Annotated in this window: 13 protein-coding genes; 8 read left to right on the plus strand and 5 right to left on the minus strand. The window is 67.3% G+C overall.

Translation table 11 applies throughout. The features are described 5' to 3' along the window. Nucleotides 1-312: 312 nt before the first annotated feature. Complete coding sequence (locus ACH0BU_RS11210) at nt 313-1,392, minus strand: NAD(P)/FAD-dependent oxidoreductase (RefSeq protein ID WP_296221587.1); 1,080 nt, start codon at nt 1,390-1,392, stop codon at nt 313-315. Then, complete coding sequence (locus tag ACH0BU_RS11215) at nt 1,389-2,315, minus strand: alpha/beta fold hydrolase (RefSeq protein WP_296221585.1); 927 nt, start codon at nt 2,313-2,315, stop codon at nt 1,389-1,391. Before ACH0BU_RS11215 ends, ACH0BU_RS11210 begins: the two co-directional genes overlap by 4 nt. 55 nt (nt 2,316-2,370) lie before the next feature. Here ACH0BU_RS11215 and ACH0BU_RS11220 point away from each other — a divergent pair, with 55 nt between their 5' ends. From ACH0BU_RS11220 to ACH0BU_RS11255, 8 genes are all read left to right on the plus strand, one after another. Next, on the plus strand, nt 2,371-2,847 hold the full coding sequence (locus ACH0BU_RS11220) for an A24 family peptidase (protein WP_296221583.1): 477 nt from the start codon (nt 2,371-2,373) through the stop codon (nt 2,845-2,847). A gap of 53 nt (nt 2,848-2,900) precedes the next feature. Then, nucleotides 2,901-3,953, plus strand: a complete 1,053-nt coding sequence (cpaB, locus tag ACH0BU_RS11225; RefSeq protein ID WP_125945754.1) for a Flp pilus assembly protein CpaB — start codon at nt 2,901-2,903, stop codon at nt 3,951-3,953. A gap of 22 nt (nt 3,954-3,975) precedes the next feature. Then, a complete protein-coding gene (locus ACH0BU_RS11230; protein ID WP_314470300.1) occupies nt 3,976-5,583 on the plus strand; it encodes a secretin GspD/PilQ domain-containing protein in 1,608 nt (535 codons plus the stop codon). Between the two features lie 23 nt (nt 5,584-5,606). Beyond that, a complete protein-coding gene (locus ACH0BU_RS11235; RefSeq protein WP_082103256.1) occupies nt 5,607-6,245 on the plus strand; it encodes a CpaD family pilus assembly lipoprotein in 639 nt (212 codons plus the stop codon). Beyond that, nucleotides 6,242-7,525, plus strand: coding sequence for a pilus assembly protein CpaE (locus tag ACH0BU_RS11240; protein ID WP_314470297.1), 1,284 nt, complete (start codon nt 6,242-6,244; stop codon nt 7,523-7,525). Before ACH0BU_RS11235 ends, ACH0BU_RS11240 begins: the two co-directional genes overlap by 4 nt. 61 nt (nt 7,526-7,586) lie before the next feature. After that, nucleotides 7,587-8,561 (plus strand): type II secretion system F family protein, encoded by a 975-nt coding sequence (locus tag ACH0BU_RS11245; protein ID WP_046410928.1) that lies wholly within the window; start codon nt 7,587-7,589, stop codon nt 8,559-8,561. A 1-nt stretch (nt 8,562) separates the two neighbouring features. Then, nucleotides 8,563-9,564, plus strand: a complete 1,002-nt coding sequence (locus ACH0BU_RS11250) for a type II secretion system F family protein (protein ID WP_046410929.1) — start codon at nt 8,563-8,565, stop codon at nt 9,562-9,564. Between the two features lie 56 nt (nt 9,565-9,620). Next, nucleotides 9,621-10,010 carry a hypothetical protein gene (locus tag ACH0BU_RS11255; RefSeq protein ID WP_046410931.1) on the plus strand — a complete coding sequence of 130 codons (390 nt, stop codon included), beginning with the start codon at nt 9,621-9,623 and terminating at the stop codon, nt 10,008-10,010. 135 nt (nt 10,011-10,145) lie between these two features. Here the strand turns inward: ACH0BU_RS11255 and ppdK are convergent, their stop codons facing one another. From ppdK to ACH0BU_RS11270, 3 genes are all read right to left on the minus strand, one after another. Beyond that, nucleotides 10,146-12,845, minus strand: a complete 2,700-nt coding sequence (gene ppdK / locus ACH0BU_RS11260) for a pyruvate, phosphate dikinase (RefSeq protein ID WP_296221790.1) — start codon at nt 12,843-12,845, stop codon at nt 10,146-10,148. Nucleotides 12,846-12,948: 103 nt separating this feature from the next. Then, the gene (glyS, locus tag ACH0BU_RS11265) at nt 12,949-14,976 is read right to left on the minus strand and encodes a glycine--tRNA ligase subunit beta (protein ID WP_314470293.1); all 2,028 of its coding nucleotides are present in this window, start codon (nt 14,974-14,976) and stop codon (nt 12,949-12,951) included. Next, nucleotides 14,973-15,842, minus strand: a complete 870-nt coding sequence (locus tag ACH0BU_RS11270; RefSeq protein ID WP_046410936.1) for a glycine--tRNA ligase subunit alpha — start codon at nt 15,840-15,842, stop codon at nt 14,973-14,975. Before ACH0BU_RS11270 ends, glyS begins: the two co-directional genes overlap by 4 nt. Nucleotides 15,843-15,953: the final 111 nt, after the last annotated feature.

Here is a 15,953-nt window from a genome sequence, read left to right on the forward strand (position 1 = left end):
AGACCAACGGGATGAGGGGTCCCTTTTCGACGCCGATCACCCCGCTACCGGGGTCCCTTTTCCACGCCGATCCACAGGCTCGTACTTCCTCGTCGATCTTCCGCTGGGCTAGAAGTCGTCCTATAACCCATAACAAGAGACCGCCGCCATCTTTTGGGGCATCGAAGGCCGTGCATCGCCAACTTATGGGGGTCACGCATCGACAGCTTATGAGGATTAGAAAATGAGTTAGGTCATTGATTTTGGAATGTTACTGTTCGCATCTTATGGGAGATGCGACACAAGCGCGGCTGATCGGCGCGCGGGCCGGGGCTAGTCCTTGCGGAAGCGCGCGGGGGCGTAGCGGTCCACATCGATGCCGAGCGTCGGGCGCGCTCCCAGCAGGAGCGATGCGCCGATCGATGCCGCGGCGGGGGCGGTCTGGATGCCGAACCCGCCCTGCCCGCCGAACCAGAAGAAGCCGGGCATGACGGGATCGAAGCCATAGACCGGGAGACGGTCCGGCGCGAAGCTGCGCAGGCCCGCCCATTTGCGCTCCACCTGGACGACGCGCCAGTCGACCGCCTGTTCGAACCGGTCGATCGCAATGGCGACGTCGAGCTCCTCCGGCTGCGCGTCGCCGGGCGTCGCCGGCGTCTCGTCATGCGGGCTGAGCCACAGGCGGCCACCAGCCTCCGGCTTGAAATAGAAATCACCGCCAACATGGACGATGTGGGGGATGCCGGCGGGCGGCGCAGGCTGGGTCGCCAGTTGCACCATGGTGCGGCGATAAGGCTGGATGCCGAGCGGCGCCGCGCCTGCCGTTGCAGCGACCGCATCGGCCCAGGCGCCGGCGGCGTTCACCAGCAGCGCCGCCTGATACCGGCCGCCGGGGGTTTCCAGCTGCCACCCCCGGGCCGTCCACGTCGCACCGGTGAGCGGCGCGCGTAGCACCAGGCTTGCTCCGGCCTGCCGGGCGCGGGCGAGCATGGCGGCATGCAGGGCAGCCACGTCGATATAGGCGCAGCTCGGCTCCATGATGCCGATCGTCCAGCCGTCCCGCAGACCCGCGACGTGATCGCGCGGGTCGACCGGCGTCAGCGCCACCCCGCTGTTGGCAAATTCGGTCAGGAACGCATCGGCCGCGGGCGCATCGGTTGCGCGCCCGATGTGCAGCGAGCCGAGCGGCTCAAGGAAGCCTCCGCTGCGCAGCGCGTCGCCAGACGCCGTCGTCAGCGGCTGGATGCCGGTGCCGCCATAGGTTTCGGACCAGAAGGCGGCGGAGCGGCCGGTTGCGTGGTAGCCGGGCACCTCCTCCGCCTCGAGCAGCAGCACGCGCGCGCGGTCGCCGATCTCGGCCGCGAGCGAGGCGCCGGCCATGCCGGCACCGACGATCGCGATGTCGTACATCATCCGCGCTGCCCGGCGAGGAAGGCATCAATCGCTGCTAGCGCGCGGTTACGCACGGGATCGGCCTCGCGAAGGATTTCGTGCGCCGATTCGGCGCCGAAGCGCTGCACCGTCACGTTGGGCAATCTGTCGGCCACACGCAGCGCGGCGCGCGGGTCAACCAGCCGGTCCTGCTCGGCGACCAGCATCAGGATCGGCAGGGTCAGCGTCTTCAGCCGCGGATCATTCTGCTGCGCCAGGGTGGAGGCAAAGGCGCGGGCCAGCCAGCGCCAGCTTGGCGGGCCGAGCTGAAGCTCCGGCACCTGCTGGTACCACCATTGCTCATCGGCATAGCGATCCGCGTCGGCGGTGAGCAATTGCTGTCGGCCGAAGCGGCTGCCGGGCCGTTCATTGGCCTTCCATGCCGCGCGCGCGGGGTTGCCGATCCTGCACATCGCGCGCGCCACCCAGGCCGCGACATGTGCCGGGAACGGCGAGCGAAGGCCCAGCATCGAGGCGATCAATACCGCCGCCGCCGGATCGATCACCCGGTCGAGGAGGGCGCCGAGCACCAGGTGGCCGCCCATCGAATGGCCCATGACGATGCGCGGGCCGGGCGCGTCCCAACTGCGCCAGAAGGCGGCGAGATCGTCCACCAGCGGCGCGAAATCCTCGACATGCCCGACATGGGGGTTGGGTGACAGGCGCCCCGACCCGCCCTGCCCGCGCCAGTCCAGCGCGGTGACCGACCAGCCGGCACGATGCCAGTGATCGAACGATTCCAGATATTTCTCGAACACGTCGCCGCGACCGGTCTGGAACAGGATGGCGCCGCGCCCGCTGCCGGGCCAGTCAAAGCGCCGCAGCGGCCAGCCGTCGGGCGCGCGCCAGTAAGACACCGTCGCGTCGTCCGGTATCGCCCGGCGGATCGGGGGATGCGTGTTCATGATGAAGCGGCTTGGTTACGGTTTCGCAAGCCATTCCGTCTAGTGGCCCTTTTCCATGGGGTGGGAATTTCTTTCCTGGGCGCTGCCGCTGGGACTCGCGCTGCTGCTGGTTTCGGCCGGCATCGAAGACGCGCGTGTGCGCGAGATCGCCAATTGGAAGAACGCGGCGATCGCCTTGCTCGCGCCGCTGTGGTGGGTGTCGATCGGCATGGCGCCGTGGCCCGACATGGCGATCCAGGTCGGCGTCGCGCTGATCGTGCTCGCCGCCTTCTGCGTCGCCTTTCACTTCGGGTGGATGGGCGGCGGCGACGTGAAGATGATCGCCGCGCTGGCGCTCTGGGTGCCGGTACCGGCGCTGATCCAGATCCTGCTGGTCATGTCGATCGTCGGCGGCCTCATCACAGTCGTGATGCTGCTCGACCACAGAATTCGCAAGACCGCGGGCAATCCCGAAGTCCCTTATGGCGTGGCGATCGCAATAGCCGGACTGATGATCCTGCGCGAACCGCTTCTTAACCACTTTACCTTATGATGCCACAGCATGGACAGAACTGGCCAGCGCTGATGCGAAAGGCACGATGATCAATGGATAGTCGCAAGCTTATATTGCTGGTGGGGGCACTCATCGTTGCGGCGGTGACGGCTTTCATGGCGCGCACGCTGATCATGGGCTCGAGCGCGCCGCAGGCCTCCGCCGTTCCCGGCGATCCGGCGATGGTGCCGCAGGGCCCCAAGGTGCTGGTCGCCACCCGCGCGCTGCCGGTGGGCACGATCATCGATCCGGGCGCGGTCAAGTTCCAGCCGTGGCCGGCCGAACTGGTCGAGGGCGCCTATTTCCAGGAAGGCGCCGAGTTCGACATGAAGGCGGTGATCGGCACCGTGGTGCGCAACCCGATCACGGCAGGCCAGCCGGTGACCCAGGGCGCGCTGGTGAAGCCGGGAGATCGCGGCTTCCTGGCGGCGGCGCTGGGGCCTGGCATGCGCGCCGTCACCGTGCCGGTATCGACGCAATCCTCCGTCGCTGGCTTCGTCTTTCCGGGCGACCGGATCGACCTGCTGCTGACGCAGGAGGTCGAGGGTGGTGGCGACGGCCCGCCGCTGAAGGCGGCCGAGACGATCATGCGCAACCTGCGCGTGCTGGCCACCGATCAGCGTACGAGCCAGGAAAAGGACGAGGCCGGCAATACCGTCGTGCAGACCTTCTCCACCGTGACGATCGAGGCGACGCCCAAGATCGCGGAGGAAATCGCCGTGGCGCAGACGCTCGGCTCGCTGTCGCTGTCGCTGCGATCGATCGCCGACAATGCCGCCGAGCTGGAACAGGCAATCGCCTCGGGCGACGTGAAGGTGCCGGATGGCTCCGACGCCAAGGCCGAGCGCGCAATGATGCTGCAACTCGCCAGCGCGCCGCAGACGGGCAATCCCACCTATGCGGTCGGCGCCGACGTGTCGCGCTTCCAGCGCCGCACAGTGCCGGGCCGGACCGAACAGCCGGCGGCGATAGTAAGCACCGCAGGGCCGATAGCGGGGTCACCGCCCGCCACCTATCCGGGAGCGCCAGCGCGCGTGTCGGGCCCGGTGGTCCGCATCGCCCGCGGCAACAATGTGACCGAAGTGCCGGTCGGGGGGAAGAACTGAGATGCGTTTCCGCTCATCAGCCATGAAGTGGCCGGTCGCCGCCGCGCTTGGCGTGGTCGCCATCGGGGGAACGCCTGCCGCGGCCCCGGCGCAGAATGCCGCCGCACGGGGGCCGTCCTCCGTCCTGCAGATCGCCACCAATCGCGGCCAGCTGATCACCCTGTCGCGACCGATGAGCGACCTGTTCGTCGCCAATCCGGAGATTGCCGACGTCCAGGTCCGCTCGCCCACGCAGCTCTATGTGTTCGCCAAGAAGCCGGGTGAGACGACGATCTCGGCCACGGCGAAGGGCGGCGCGGTGGTGTATGCAAGCACGGTTCGCGTCGGCAACAATTTCGACTCGCTCAGCCAGATGCTGTCGCTCGCGATGCCGGAGGCGGCCGTGACCGCCACGACGATGAACGGCATCATCCTGCTGACCGGCACCGTCGCCAATCCCGAGGATGGCGCCGAGGCAGAACGCCTGGTCCAAGCATTCGTCGGCGAGGAGGTGCGGGTCGTCAGCCGCCTGCGCACCGCGACGCCGCTGCAGGTCAACCTGCAGGTGCGCTTCGCCGAAGTGAGCCGCAGCTTCGTCAAGAACATCGGCAGCAACCTGTCGACGATCGACGGCTCCGGCGGGTTCAAGTTCGGCATCGGCAGCGGCCGTCCGCCGGCAAGCTACGTGACGACCGATCCCAACCTGCCACTCGGCGTCGGCCAGAGTGTTCAGGGCTATACGATCGACCCGATCACCCGCCAGATCGTGCAGCGCCCCGGGACGACGATCACGCCGGGCCGGGAGCGCACCACCATCGGCTATCTGACCCGGCTTCTTGGTCTCGACCTGGTCGGCGCGCTCGATCTGGGCGAACGGATCGGCCAGGTGACGAGCCTCGCCAATCCCAATCTGACCGCGCTTTCCGGTGAGACGGGCACCTTCCTTGCCGGGGGTGAGATCCCGATCCCGATCGCGCAGGGACTGGGCGGCGTGGGCGTCGAATATAAGCAATATGGCGTCAGCCTGGCGTACACGCCGACGGTGCTGTCGGACGGCCGCATCTCTCTGCGGGTTCGGCCGGAGGTTTCGCAGCTCGATTATTCCAACGCCGTGACCGTGGGCGGCGCCCAGGTGCCCGGCCTGACCACGCGGCGTACCGAAACGACGGTCGAACTCGGATCCGGCCAGAGCTTCATGATCGCGGGGCTGCTGCAGAACAACCACAACAATTCGATCGAAAAGACCCCGGGCGTCGGTGACATTCCGATCCTTGGCGCGCTGTTCCGTTCCAACGGTTTCCAGCGCAACGAGACCGAGCTGGTGATCGTCATCACGCCGTATCTGGTGCAGCCGGTCAACGGCAACGACATCAAGCTGCCGACCGACGGGTACAAATCCCCCACCGATGTGGAGCGCGTGCTGCTGGGGCAATTGTCGGCCGGTACGACGGGCGGCGAGCGGCCCAAGCCGTCGCTGGAGGCCGGCCCGCCGGTCGCACCCGCAATCGGCGCGGTGACGCCGATCACGCCCGCAGCACCGCCGATGCTGCCCGGCGCCGGACCCGAGCCCAAGGCGGTCGCCGGCGACAAGGGCAAGAAGGACCGCAAGAGCAAGGGCGCCGCCCCTGCCCCCGGCTTCTCGTTCAATTGATGATCATGGTCAGGAACAGCATCATGCTCTCGCGCACTATTCTCCCCTGCCTTGCCCCCGCGCTGCTGCTCAGCGCGTGCGGCGGCACGGCCAACCGCGGCCTGGAATCGGTTCACCAGCCGGTCGTCTCGCGCGCCGACTATGCCTTTGACGTCGGGGCGGGCCCCGAGGGGCTGGCGCCCGGCGAGGCGCAACGGCTTGGCGCCTGGATGGGCTCGCTCAAGGTCGGCTACGGCGACCGGATATCGGTCGATGATCCGGCACGCGATCCGGCGACCCGCGCGGATGTGGCCGCGGCCGCAGCCCGATTTGGCCTGCTCATCGCGGACGAGGCGCCGGTCACCGCTGCGCCGATCGCGGCCGGGACGGCGCGCGTCGTCGTCAGCCGCGCGCGCGCCTCTGTGCCGGGCTGTCCGGACCACAGCCGGATGTACCAGCCCGATTTCGAGGGGCACACCGGGTCCAACCACGGCTGCGCAGTGAATTCCAATCTGGCCGCGATGGTCGCGAACCCGACTGATCTGGTGCGCGGAGAAACCACGCGCGGGCTGTCCGATCCGGCGGTCGCGACCAAGGCGATCGACCGCTTCCGCAAGGCCGAGCCGACCGGCGGCGGTGGCACCGCGGTTCGCAGCGAAAGCACGGGAGGCCAAGCGAAATGAACGCGCCATGGAAGCCGGCGGGCGCCGCCGCTCGCGAAGATTTCGTCGCCTATGTCTGCGACGAGGGGACGGCCAACACGCTGCGGCCGATCGTCAGCGAACTCGGCTGGTCGGCGGAGAAGGTGCACAAGGGCGGCCTGCGCAATGCGGTGCAATCCCTGTCGGTCACCGCGTCGCCGCACATCCTGTTCGTCGACCTGGCGGAATCGGGCGATCCGCTGAACGACATCAATTCGCTTGCCGAGGTCTGCGAGCCGGGGACGATCGTGATCGCGGCGGGGCAGGTCAATGACGTCCGCCTGTACCGCGATCTCGTCGCGAGCGGCATCCAGGATTATCTGCTGAAGCCGCTGAGCGGCGACGTGCTGCGCGAGGCGTTTTCGCAGGCGCAGGCGCTGCTGAACGCGCCCAAGGTAATCGACGCGGCGGCGGAGCACCCGCATTGCTCGGTCGCGGTCATTGGCACGCGTGGCGGGGCCGGCGCGTCGACCATCGCGACCTCGCTGGCCTGGTTGATGAGCCAGAAGGAGCGCCGCTCCACCGCGCTGCTCGATCTCGACGTGCATTTCGGCACCGGTGCCCTCGCGCTCGATCTGGAACCCGGCCGCGGGCTGACCGACGCCATCGAGAATCCGAGCCGCATCGACGGGCTGTTCATCGAACGCGCGATGGTGCGCGCGTCGGACAAGCTGGCCGTGCTGTCGGCCGAGGCGCCGATTAATTCCCCGATCATGACCGATGGCGGCGCATTCCATCAATTGCAGGATGAGATGCGTGCCGCGTTCGAATGCACGGTCGTCGACCTGCCGCGATCGATGCTGGTGAACTACCCGCATCTGGTGAAGGATGCGCAGACGATTGTCCTGGTGAGCGAGCTGACGCTGGCTGCGGCGCGCGACAGCATTCGCCTGCTATCGTGGCTGAAATCCAATGCGCCGGACGCCCAGGTGCTGGTGCTGGCCAACAAGGTGCATCCCGGCCAGCAGCTGGAGATCAGCCGCAAGGATTTCGAAACCTCGATCGAGCGCAAGATCGACTTCGTGGTGCCGTTCGACCAGAAGCTGGCCGCGCAGGCCGCGAAGCTGGGCAAGCCGCTGTACGAGGTGGGCAAGGCCTCCAAGACGGTCGCGCCGATCGTCGATCTGGTGACGCGCCTGTGCTTCATTTCCGACGATAGTGCGCCGGCCAAGGCCAAGGCGCCACGTCGCGCGGGGACGTCGCTGATGGGCAAGTTTGCCGACCTCAAGGGTCTGGTGCCCAAGCGAGCCGCCAAGAAATGATCCTGCGCGGGCACCCTGAAGAGGGGCCTGCCCTGCTGTTGCCAGGAGAACGGACCAAGACATGCCCCTGTTACCGGTGATCCTTCTCGCGATCGGCGCGCTCACCACATTGGGCCTGTTGTTCTTCGCCTTGAGCGGACCGTCGACGCAGCGCGCCGGCGACCGGCGGCTGTCCGCGGTCCGCGACCGCCACTCGCCCAACGCGAACACCGCCGTCGAAGTGCAGATGCGGCGGATCACCGGGCGAACCGCGACCAGAACCGACCAGGCAGCGATGCGCTTCCTGCCCCGGCCCGAGGAGTTGCAGAAGCGCCTGGCGATGACCGGCAAGCCATGGACCGTCGGCCAATATGGCGCGACGACGCTGGGCATCTTCGTGGGAACGCTGCTGCTCCTGCTGCTTCTGGGCTTTCCGCTGCTGCTGGCGCTCTTTCTGGGCCTCGGCATGGGCGCTGGCATCCCGCACTTCGCGGTCGGCTATGTCATCAATAAGCGTGTGAAGGCGTTCAACGCCAAGTTCCCGGATGCGATCGAGCTTCTGGTGCGCGGCCTGCGCTCAGGACTGCCGATCACCGAGACGATGGCGGTCGTGGGTAGCGAGGTGGAGGGCCCCGTCGGGGAAGAGTTCCGCGCCGTCGCCGACAAGATGAAGATCGGCCGTTCGATGGACGTCGCGCTGCAGGAAACGGCAGACCGGCTGGGCACCAAGGAATTCCAGTTCTTCGTCATCACCATCGCGATCCAGCGGGAGACCGGCGGCAACCTCGCCGAAACGCTGCAGAACCTGGCGACCGTGCTGCGTCAGCGCGCGCAGATGAAGCTGAAGATCAAGGCCATGTCGTCGGAATCGAAGGCGTCGGCGATGATCATCGGCGCCCTTCCGTTCATCGTGTTCATCCTGATCTGGTTCGTGAACAGCGCGTACATGCAGAACTTCTTCGTCGACCAGCGACTGATCGTCGCCGGGGTCGGGGGGATGATCTGGATGTCGATCGGCGCCTTCATCATGGCCAAGATGGTCAGCTTCGAGATCTGATATGGAACCCACGCAGACCCCAACGCTGCTCGGTGTCGACGTCCTGTGGGTCGCGACCATCCTGGCGGCGATCGCAGCCGGCGCCGTCCTCGTCGCAATCTATGCCGCGCTCAGCGTCCGCGATCCGATGGCGAAGCGCGTCAAGGCGCTGAACGACCGGCGCGAGCAGTTGAAGGCCGGCATCACCGCCTCGACCAGCAAGCGCCGGGCGAAGCTGGTCCAGAAAAGCGAGAGCGCCGACAAGATCCGCGACATCCTGGAATCGCTGAAGGTCCTGCAGGACAGCCAGGTCAAGGAAGCGCAGACCAAGCTGCTGCAGGCGGGCATCCGCAAGAAGGAATGGGCAGTCGGCGTCATCTTTGGCCGCCTTGTCCTGCCGATCGTCCTGGGCGGCTTCATGGTCTTCGTCGTCTATGGCACCGACACGTTCGGCGACTGGAGCCCGCTGAAGCGCTACGGCCTTGTCGCCTGCACCTTCATCCTCAGCTACAAGGCGCCTGACCTTTACCTGAAGAATAAGATCACCAAGCGGTCGGACGCGATCCGCAAGGGCTTGCCCGACGCGCTCGACCTGCTGGTGATCTGCGCCGAAGCGGGCCTGACGGTGGACGCGGCCTTTCACCGCGTGGCGAAGGAACTGGGCAAGGCCTATCCGGAGCTCGGCGACGAATTTGCCCTGACCGCGATCGAGCTCGGCTTCCTCACCGACCGGCGTGCGGCGTTCGAGAACTTCGCCCATCGCGTGGCGCTGGACGAGGTGAAGGGCATCGTCACCACAATGGTCCAGACCGAGAAGTACGGCACGCCGCTGGCCAGCGCGCTGCGCGTCCTCTCCGCCGAATTCCGCAACGAGCGCATGATGCGCGCGGAGGAAAAGGCGGCGCGGCTGCCGGCGATCATGACGGTGCCGTTGATCCTCTTCATCCTGCCGGTGCTGTTCATCGTCATCCTGGGGCCGGCCGCCTGCTCGATCAGCGACTCCTTCGTCAACGGCAACATATAACAGGCGGGAACGCACGATCCGCGGCATCGTTGAACCTGCGTAACAGGAGGTTCGTCATGCTCTTCAGCACCCCCACGCAGTGGCTGGCGCTTGCCGTCGCGTTGATCGCTGGCTGGCTGTTCGGTCTCGCCAGTCATCCCGGCGGGCGCAAGTGGAAGCAGCGTTATGCCGATGAGCGCGACGTCCACAGCCGCAACCGCAAGGATTTCGACAGCCGCCTGGCGGAGCGGGACGCGCGGATCAAGGAACTGGAGCGCGAGAATGCGCGCCTCGCGGCGGCAACGCCGGGCGCACCGGTTGCGCCCAGCGCACCCGTGGTCACCGAGACGCACGTCCGCGAGCCTGTCGCGCCGAACCGCACGGTGGCGCAATCGGCGGCGCGCCCCGCCGGCACGACGCGGGCGCGCTGGTTCGACTGGAACAATCGCGCCACGACGAGCAGCTGAGCGCGGCGTGATCTGCCGCTGCTGAGCTGGACGTAAAAGAGGCCTCGCCGCGAGGATTTGCGGCAAGGCCTCTTTTTATGTGGACAGCGGAGCGCATCGGACCGGTTCATCCGGCCCGATCGCTCCGTTGGCACCTTACGCCTTGCGGCCGCTCTTCAGCGCCGCCTGCGCCGCGGCGAGGCGGGCGATCGGCACGCGATAGGGCGAGGCCGACACGTAATCGAGCCCGACGCTTTCGCAGAAGGCGATCGATGCCGGATCACCACCATGCTCACCGCAAATGCCGAGCTTCAGGTTCGGCTTGGTCGCGCGGCCACGCTCCGCTGCCAGGCTGATCAATTCGCCGACACCCTCGACGTCGATGCTGACGAACGGGTCCTTCGGGTAGATGCCCTGTTCGACGTAGGAGCCGAGGAAGCGGCCGGCGTCGTCGCGGCTGACGCCGAGCGTGGTCTGCGTCAGATCGTTGGTGCCGAAGGAGAAGAACTCGCCCGCCTCGGCGATCTCACCCGCACGCAGCGCAGCGCGCGGCAGCTCGATCATGGTGCCGACCAGATATTCGACGGTCTTGCCGCGCTCCTCGAACACCGCCTTGGCAGTGCGATCGACGACGGCCTTCATCAGCTCCAGCTCGCGCTTGGTGGCGACCAGCGGGATCATGATCTCCGGGATCGGCGCCTCGCCCGACTTGTCCGCGACGTCGAGCGCCGCCTCGAAGATCGCGCGGGCCTGCATCTCGTAGATTTCGGGATAGGTCACGCCGAGGCGGCAGCCGCGGTGGCCGAGCATCGGGTTGAATTCGTGCAGCTCTGCTGCGCGACGCTTGAGCACGTCGACGTCAACCCCGGCCGCCTTGGCGACCTCGCTGAACTCCGCCTCTTCGTGCGGCAGGAATTCGTGCAGCGGGGGATCGAGCAGGCGCACCGTGACGGGGAGCCCGGCCATGACCTCGAAGATCTCGGCAAAGTCGCTGCGCTGTTCGGGCAGGAGCTTTTCGAGCGCGGCACGGCGGCCGGCCTCGTCCTCGGCGAGGATCATCTGGCGCACCGCGGTGACGCGATCCGCCTCGAAGAACATATGCTCGGTGCGGCACAGGCCCACACCCTCGGCGCCGAAATCGCGCGCGGTGCGGCAGTCGAGCGGCGTTTCGGCGTTGGCGCGCACCTTCAGGCGGCGGACCGCGTCGGCCCATTCCATCAGCGTGCCGAAATCGCCCGCCAGTTCCGGCTGGATGGTGGCGACTTCACCCGCCATCACTTCGCCCGTCGCGCCGTCGATGGTGAGGAGGTCGCCCTCCTTCACCTCACGGCCGCCGACGCGCGCGATCTTCGCCTTGGCGTCGATCGAGAGCGCACCGGCGCCGGAAACGCAGGGGCGGCCCATGCCGCGCGCCACCACGGCCGCGTGGCTGGTCATGCCACCACGCGCGGTGAGGATGCCCTTTGCCGCGTGCATGCCGTGAATGTCCTCGGGGGAGGTTTCGGTGCGCACGAGGATCACGGCCTTGCCGTCGGCGGCCCACTTTTCGGCCGCGTCGGCGGTGAACACCGCCGCACCGCTCGCCGCGCCCGGCGAGGCCGGCAACCCCTTGGTCAGCACGTCGCGTGCCGCCTCAGGATCAAGCGTCGGGTGTAGCAGCTGATCGAGCGCCTGCGGATCGACGCGCGCGATCGCTTCCTCGCGGGTGATGAGGCCTTCGGCGGCCATGTCGACCGCGATCTTCAGCGCCGCCTTCGCGGTGCGCTTGCCCGAGCGGGTCTGGAGCATCCAGAGCTTGCCCTGCTGCACCGTGAATTCGATGTCCTGCATGTCGCGGTAATGCCGCTCCAGCTGGTCGAACACGGCGGCAAGCTCGGTGTAGGCGGCGGGGAGCGCCTCTTCCATGCTAAGCGGCTTGGCGCCCGCCTCTTCACGCGCGGCCTTGGTCAGATATTGCGGGGTGCGGATGCCGGCGACGACGTCCTCGCCCTGCGCATTGATCAGGAATTCGCCGTAATAGGCATTGTGGCCGGTCGAGGGGTCACGCGTGAAGGCGACGCCGGTCGCCGACGTGTCGCCCATGTTGCCGAACACCATCGCCTGCACGTTGACGGCGGTGCCCCAGCTGCCGGGAATGTCGTTGAGGCGGCGATAGACCTTGGCGCGGTCCGACTGCCAGGAGCCGAACACGGCGCCGATCGCGCCCCACAGCTGGTCATGCACGTCCTGCGGGAACGGCTTGCCCTGCTGCTGCTCGACCAGGCCCTTGAACTCGGCGACCAGCGCCTTGAGGTCAGCCGCCGACAGCTCGGTATCGAGGGTGAAGCCCTTGTCTTCCTTGGCGATTTCCAGCGCCTCTTCGAACGCGCCGTGATCGAGGCCGAGCACGACGTCCGAATACATCTGGATGAAGCGGCGATAGCTGTCCCAGGCGAAACGCTCATCGCCGCTGGCGCTGGCGAGCCCCTCGACGGTCTGGTCGTTGAGGCCGAGGTTGAGGACGGTGTCCATCATGCCCGGCATCGAGACGCGGGCGCCGGAGCGGACCGAGACCAGCAGCGGGTCGGTGGCGTCGCCGAACGTCTTGCCGGTGATCGCCTCGATATGGGCGATGCCCTGGGCCACTTCGGCGCGCACGCTGTCGGGAAAGGTTTCGCCTTCCTCATAATAGCGGGTGCACATGGCGGTGCTGATGGTGAAGCCAGGAGGGACCGGGAGGCCGATGGAGGCCATTTCGGCGAGGTTCGCGCCCTTGCCGCCCAAGAGGTTCTTGTCCCCGCTACCACCGTCGGAAACGCCGCCACCGAAGCGGTAGACGTACCGTTCATCCGCCTGGGTCTTGACCGCGGTCGCCATGGGTTATCGCCTCCTGAAACTCGTTATGTGCGTCGCAACACACGCCCGGACGCCGGATTGCAAGTACAAAGCGGCACCCAAACAGATGTAACCGTTTACCCCCTCACCCTTCGATGCGGGAGAAGTCAGCGACCGCGTGAACCGCCGCGCGGACCCGCGCCAACAACGCCAGACGGCCGGCACGTTTTCCGGAATCGGCATCGTTTACGATCACTTGGTCGAAGAATGCGTCAATCGGCGCGCGCAGAGTCGCGAGCGCAGCCATCGCCGCCTCGAAATCCTCGTTGGCGATTGCATCGGCCGAGGCAGGTTCGGCCGCATCCAGCGCGGCGACCAGAGCAGCTTCGGCCGGTTCCCGGTCATAATCGGCCGCGGATGGCGCGGCGTCGGCCAGATAATCTTCCTTCTTCAGGATATTGGCCGCGCGCTTGTAGCCAGCGAGGAGGTTTGCGCCATCCTCGGTCCCGACGAACGACTGCAACGCCTTCACCCGCGCGAGCAGGCGGACGAGATCGTCCTCCCCGCCGAGCGCGAACACCGCGTCGATCAGATCGTGGCGAACGCCGGCTTCGCGCTGCTGAACCTTGAGGCGGTCGGCGAAGAAATCGAGCACGTCGCCGCTGACGATGCGTGACAGCGGGAAGCGGAGGCCGTTGTCGAGGATCAGCGCGAGGATGCCCAAGGCGGAGCGGCGAAGCGCGAACGGATCCTTGGAGCCGCTGGGCTTCAGGTCGGCGCCGAAGAACTGGGTGATGCTGTCGAGCTTGTCCGCCAGTGACACGGCAACCGTTACCGGCGCGGTGGGGACGTCGTCGCCCTGCCCGACCGGCTTATAGTGATCGCGGATCGCTTCGGCGACTTCGGCGGGTTCGCCCTGCGCGGCGGCGTAATAGCCGCCCATCAGGCCCTGAAGCTCGGGGAATTCGCCGACCATGCCGGTGACGAGGTCGGCCTTCGCGAGGCGCGCGGCGCGCTCGGCGAGGTCGGGGTTCGCGCCCTTGACGATGCCTTCCTCGGACAGCCAGCGGGCGAGCTTCGCGACGCGGTCGACCTTGTCGGCGACGGTGCCGAGCTTTTCGTGGAAGACGATCTTTTCCAGCTTCTTCGCCTGATCGGCGAGCGGCACCTTGAGATCGGTCTCGTAGAAGAAGCGCGCGTCGGCGAGGCGCGCGGCGAGCACCTTGCGGTTGCCCTCCACGATCCGCTCGCCGCCGTCCGCCGCATCGATGTTCGCGGTGCAGACGAAGGCGTTGGCGAGCGCGCCGCCGGCGTCGCGGCAGACGAAATACTTCTGGTTCACGCGCGCGGTGAGCTGAATCACCTCTGGCGGCACGTCGAGGAACGCCGCGTCGAAGCGGCCGAGCAGCGGCACTGGCCATTCGGTCAGGCCGGCGTTCTCGCTGACCAGCCCCTCATCCTCGATCAGCGTGAGGCCGGCCATGTTCGCGGCGAGCTTCGCGCCGAGCGCGATCGTCGCGCGGCGTTCGTTCTGGTCGACGATGACATGGCAGGCGCGCAGCTTCTCGACATAATCGGCCGCGCTGCCGATGGTGATGATGCCCGGGTGGTGGAAGCGGTGGCCGACAGTGGCCGCACCGCTTTCGACGCCGGCGATCGTGCACGGCACCACATCGTCGCCGAACAGCGCGACGATGCCCTGCAACGGGCGAACCCAGCGCGGGCTTTCGGTGGAGATCGAGGCATCGCCCCAGCGCATCGACTTGGGCCAAGGGAAGGCGCGGATGATCGCCGGAATCGCTTCTGCGAGCACGTCGGCGGTGGCGCGGCCGGGCTTGTCGATCACCGCGAACAGGGTGGCGCGACCCTTCACCTCACGGGTCTGAAGCGCGTCGCGGGTCAGGCCGGCCTTGCGCAGGAAGCCCTCGACGGCAGCGTCGGGCGCGTCGGCGGGCGGGCCCTTCAGCTCCTCGCTCACCGCCGCAGTCTCAGCCGGCAGGTCGCGCGCGATCAGCGCGAGGCGGCGCGGCGTCGCGTAGGTGACGAGTTCGGCCGCTTTCAGCCCCGCCTTGGCGAGTTCGGCGGTGAAGAGGCGGGCGAGATCCTCGCGCGCCTTGTCCTGCATCCGCGCCGGGATTTCCTCCGAGCGCAGTTCGAGCAGAAAATCGGTCATGCCGCGCTCCAGTTCGGGAAGCGGGCTTTCCAGCCTTCGGCATTCTTTTCCATATACGCCGTGCAGGCACCCTTCGCGAGATCGCGGACGCGGCCGATATAGGCCTGACGCTCGGCGACGGAGATGACGCCGCGCGCGTTCAGCAGGTTGAAGATGTGGCTTGCCTCGATCGCCTGCTCATAGGCCGGGATCGGCAGCTTCGCGGCGAGGCAATTCTCGCACTCGGCCGCGGCCTTGCGGAACAGGTCGAACAACGTGTCGGTATCGGCGACCTCGAAATTCCAGGTCGACATCTGCCGCTCGTTCTCGAGGAACACGTCCCCGTAGGAGACGCCGGCGTCGTTGAAGCGCAGGTCGTACACATTGTCGACGTTCTGGATGTACATCGCCAGCCGTTCGAGCCCGTAGGTGAGCTCGCCCGCGACAGGCTTGCAGTCGAAGCCGCCCATCTGCTGGAAATAGGTGAACTGGGTCACCTCCATCCCGTCGCACCACACTTCCCAGCCGAGGCCCCAGGCGCCCAGCGTCGGGCTTTCCCAGTCATCCTCGACGAAGCGGATGTCGTGGCGGGTGAAATCGATGCCGATCGCCGCGAGGCTGCCGAGATACAGCTCCTGCAGATCGGGCGGGCTGGGCTTCAGGATCACCTGATATTGGTAATAATGCTGCAGCCGGTTCGGGTTCTCGCCATAGCGGCCGTCGGTGGGGCGGCGGCTGGGCTGGACGAAGGCGGCGTTCCACGGCTCCGGGCCGAGCGCGCGCAGCGTCGTGGCCGGGTGAAAGGTGCCCGCGCCCATGCGCATGTCATAGGGTTGCAGAATGGCGCAGCCCCGCGCCCCCCAGTAGGAGTGGAGGCGCAGGATCATGTCCTGGAAGCTTAACGGCGCGTCTGTTGAGGTGGCGTTCATCGCGCGCCGGGCAATGGCGGATGGCTCGCCAACAGGCAAGGCCCCCGCTAGGCTGGGGCCGCCACGATC

The sequence above is a fragment of the Sphingomonas olei genome (assembly GCF_045369765.1).
GTDB lineage: Bacteria > Pseudomonadota > Alphaproteobacteria > Sphingomonadales > Sphingomonadaceae > Sphingomonas > Sphingomonas panaciterrae.

Bases quoted from the DNA above. Each gene is read 5' to 3' on its own strand.
- ACH0BU_RS11210 (WP_296221587.1), bottom strand. From the start codon at position 1,392: ATGATGTACGACATCGCGATCGTCGGTGCCGGCATGGCCGGCGCCTCG.
- ACH0BU_RS11250 (WP_046410929.1), top strand. From the start codon at position 8,563: ATGGAACCCACGCAGACCCCAACGCTGCTCGGTGTCGACGTCCTGTGG.
- ACH0BU_RS11240 (WP_314470297.1), top strand. From the start codon at position 6,242: ATGAACGCGCCATGGAAGCCGGCGGGCGCCGCCGCTCGCGAAGATTTC.
- ACH0BU_RS11245 (WP_046410928.1), top strand. From the start codon at position 7,587: ATGCCCCTGTTACCGGTGATCCTTCTCGCGATCGGCGCGCTCACCACA.
- ACH0BU_RS11235 (WP_082103256.1), top strand. From the start codon at position 5,607: ATGCTCTCGCGCACTATTCTCCCCTGCCTTGCCCCCGCGCTGCTGCTC.
- glyS (WP_314470293.1), bottom strand. From the start codon at position 14,976: ATGACCGATTTTCTGCTCGAACTGCGCTCGGAGGAAATCCCGGCGCGG.
- ACH0BU_RS11220 (WP_296221583.1), top strand. From the start codon at position 2,371: ATGGGGTGGGAATTTCTTTCCTGGGCGCTGCCGCTGGGACTCGCGCTG.
- ACH0BU_RS11255 (WP_046410931.1), top strand. From the start codon at position 9,621: ATGCTCTTCAGCACCCCCACGCAGTGGCTGGCGCTTGCCGTCGCGTTG.
- ACH0BU_RS11215 (WP_296221585.1), bottom strand. From the start codon at position 2,315: ATGAACACGCATCCCCCGATCCGCCGGGCGATACCGGACGACGCGACG.
- ACH0BU_RS11230 (WP_314470300.1), top strand. From the start codon at position 3,976: ATGAAGTGGCCGGTCGCCGCCGCGCTTGGCGTGGTCGCCATCGGGGGA.
- ppdK (WP_296221790.1), bottom strand. From the start codon at position 12,845: ATGGCGACCGCGGTCAAGACCCAGGCGGATGAACGGTACGTCTACCGC.
- ACH0BU_RS11270 (WP_046410936.1), bottom strand. From the start codon at position 15,842: ATGATCCTGCGCCTCCACTCCTACTGGGGGGCGCGGGGCTGCGCCATT.
- cpaB (WP_125945754.1), top strand. From the start codon at position 2,901: ATGGATAGTCGCAAGCTTATATTGCTGGTGGGGGCACTCATCGTTGCG.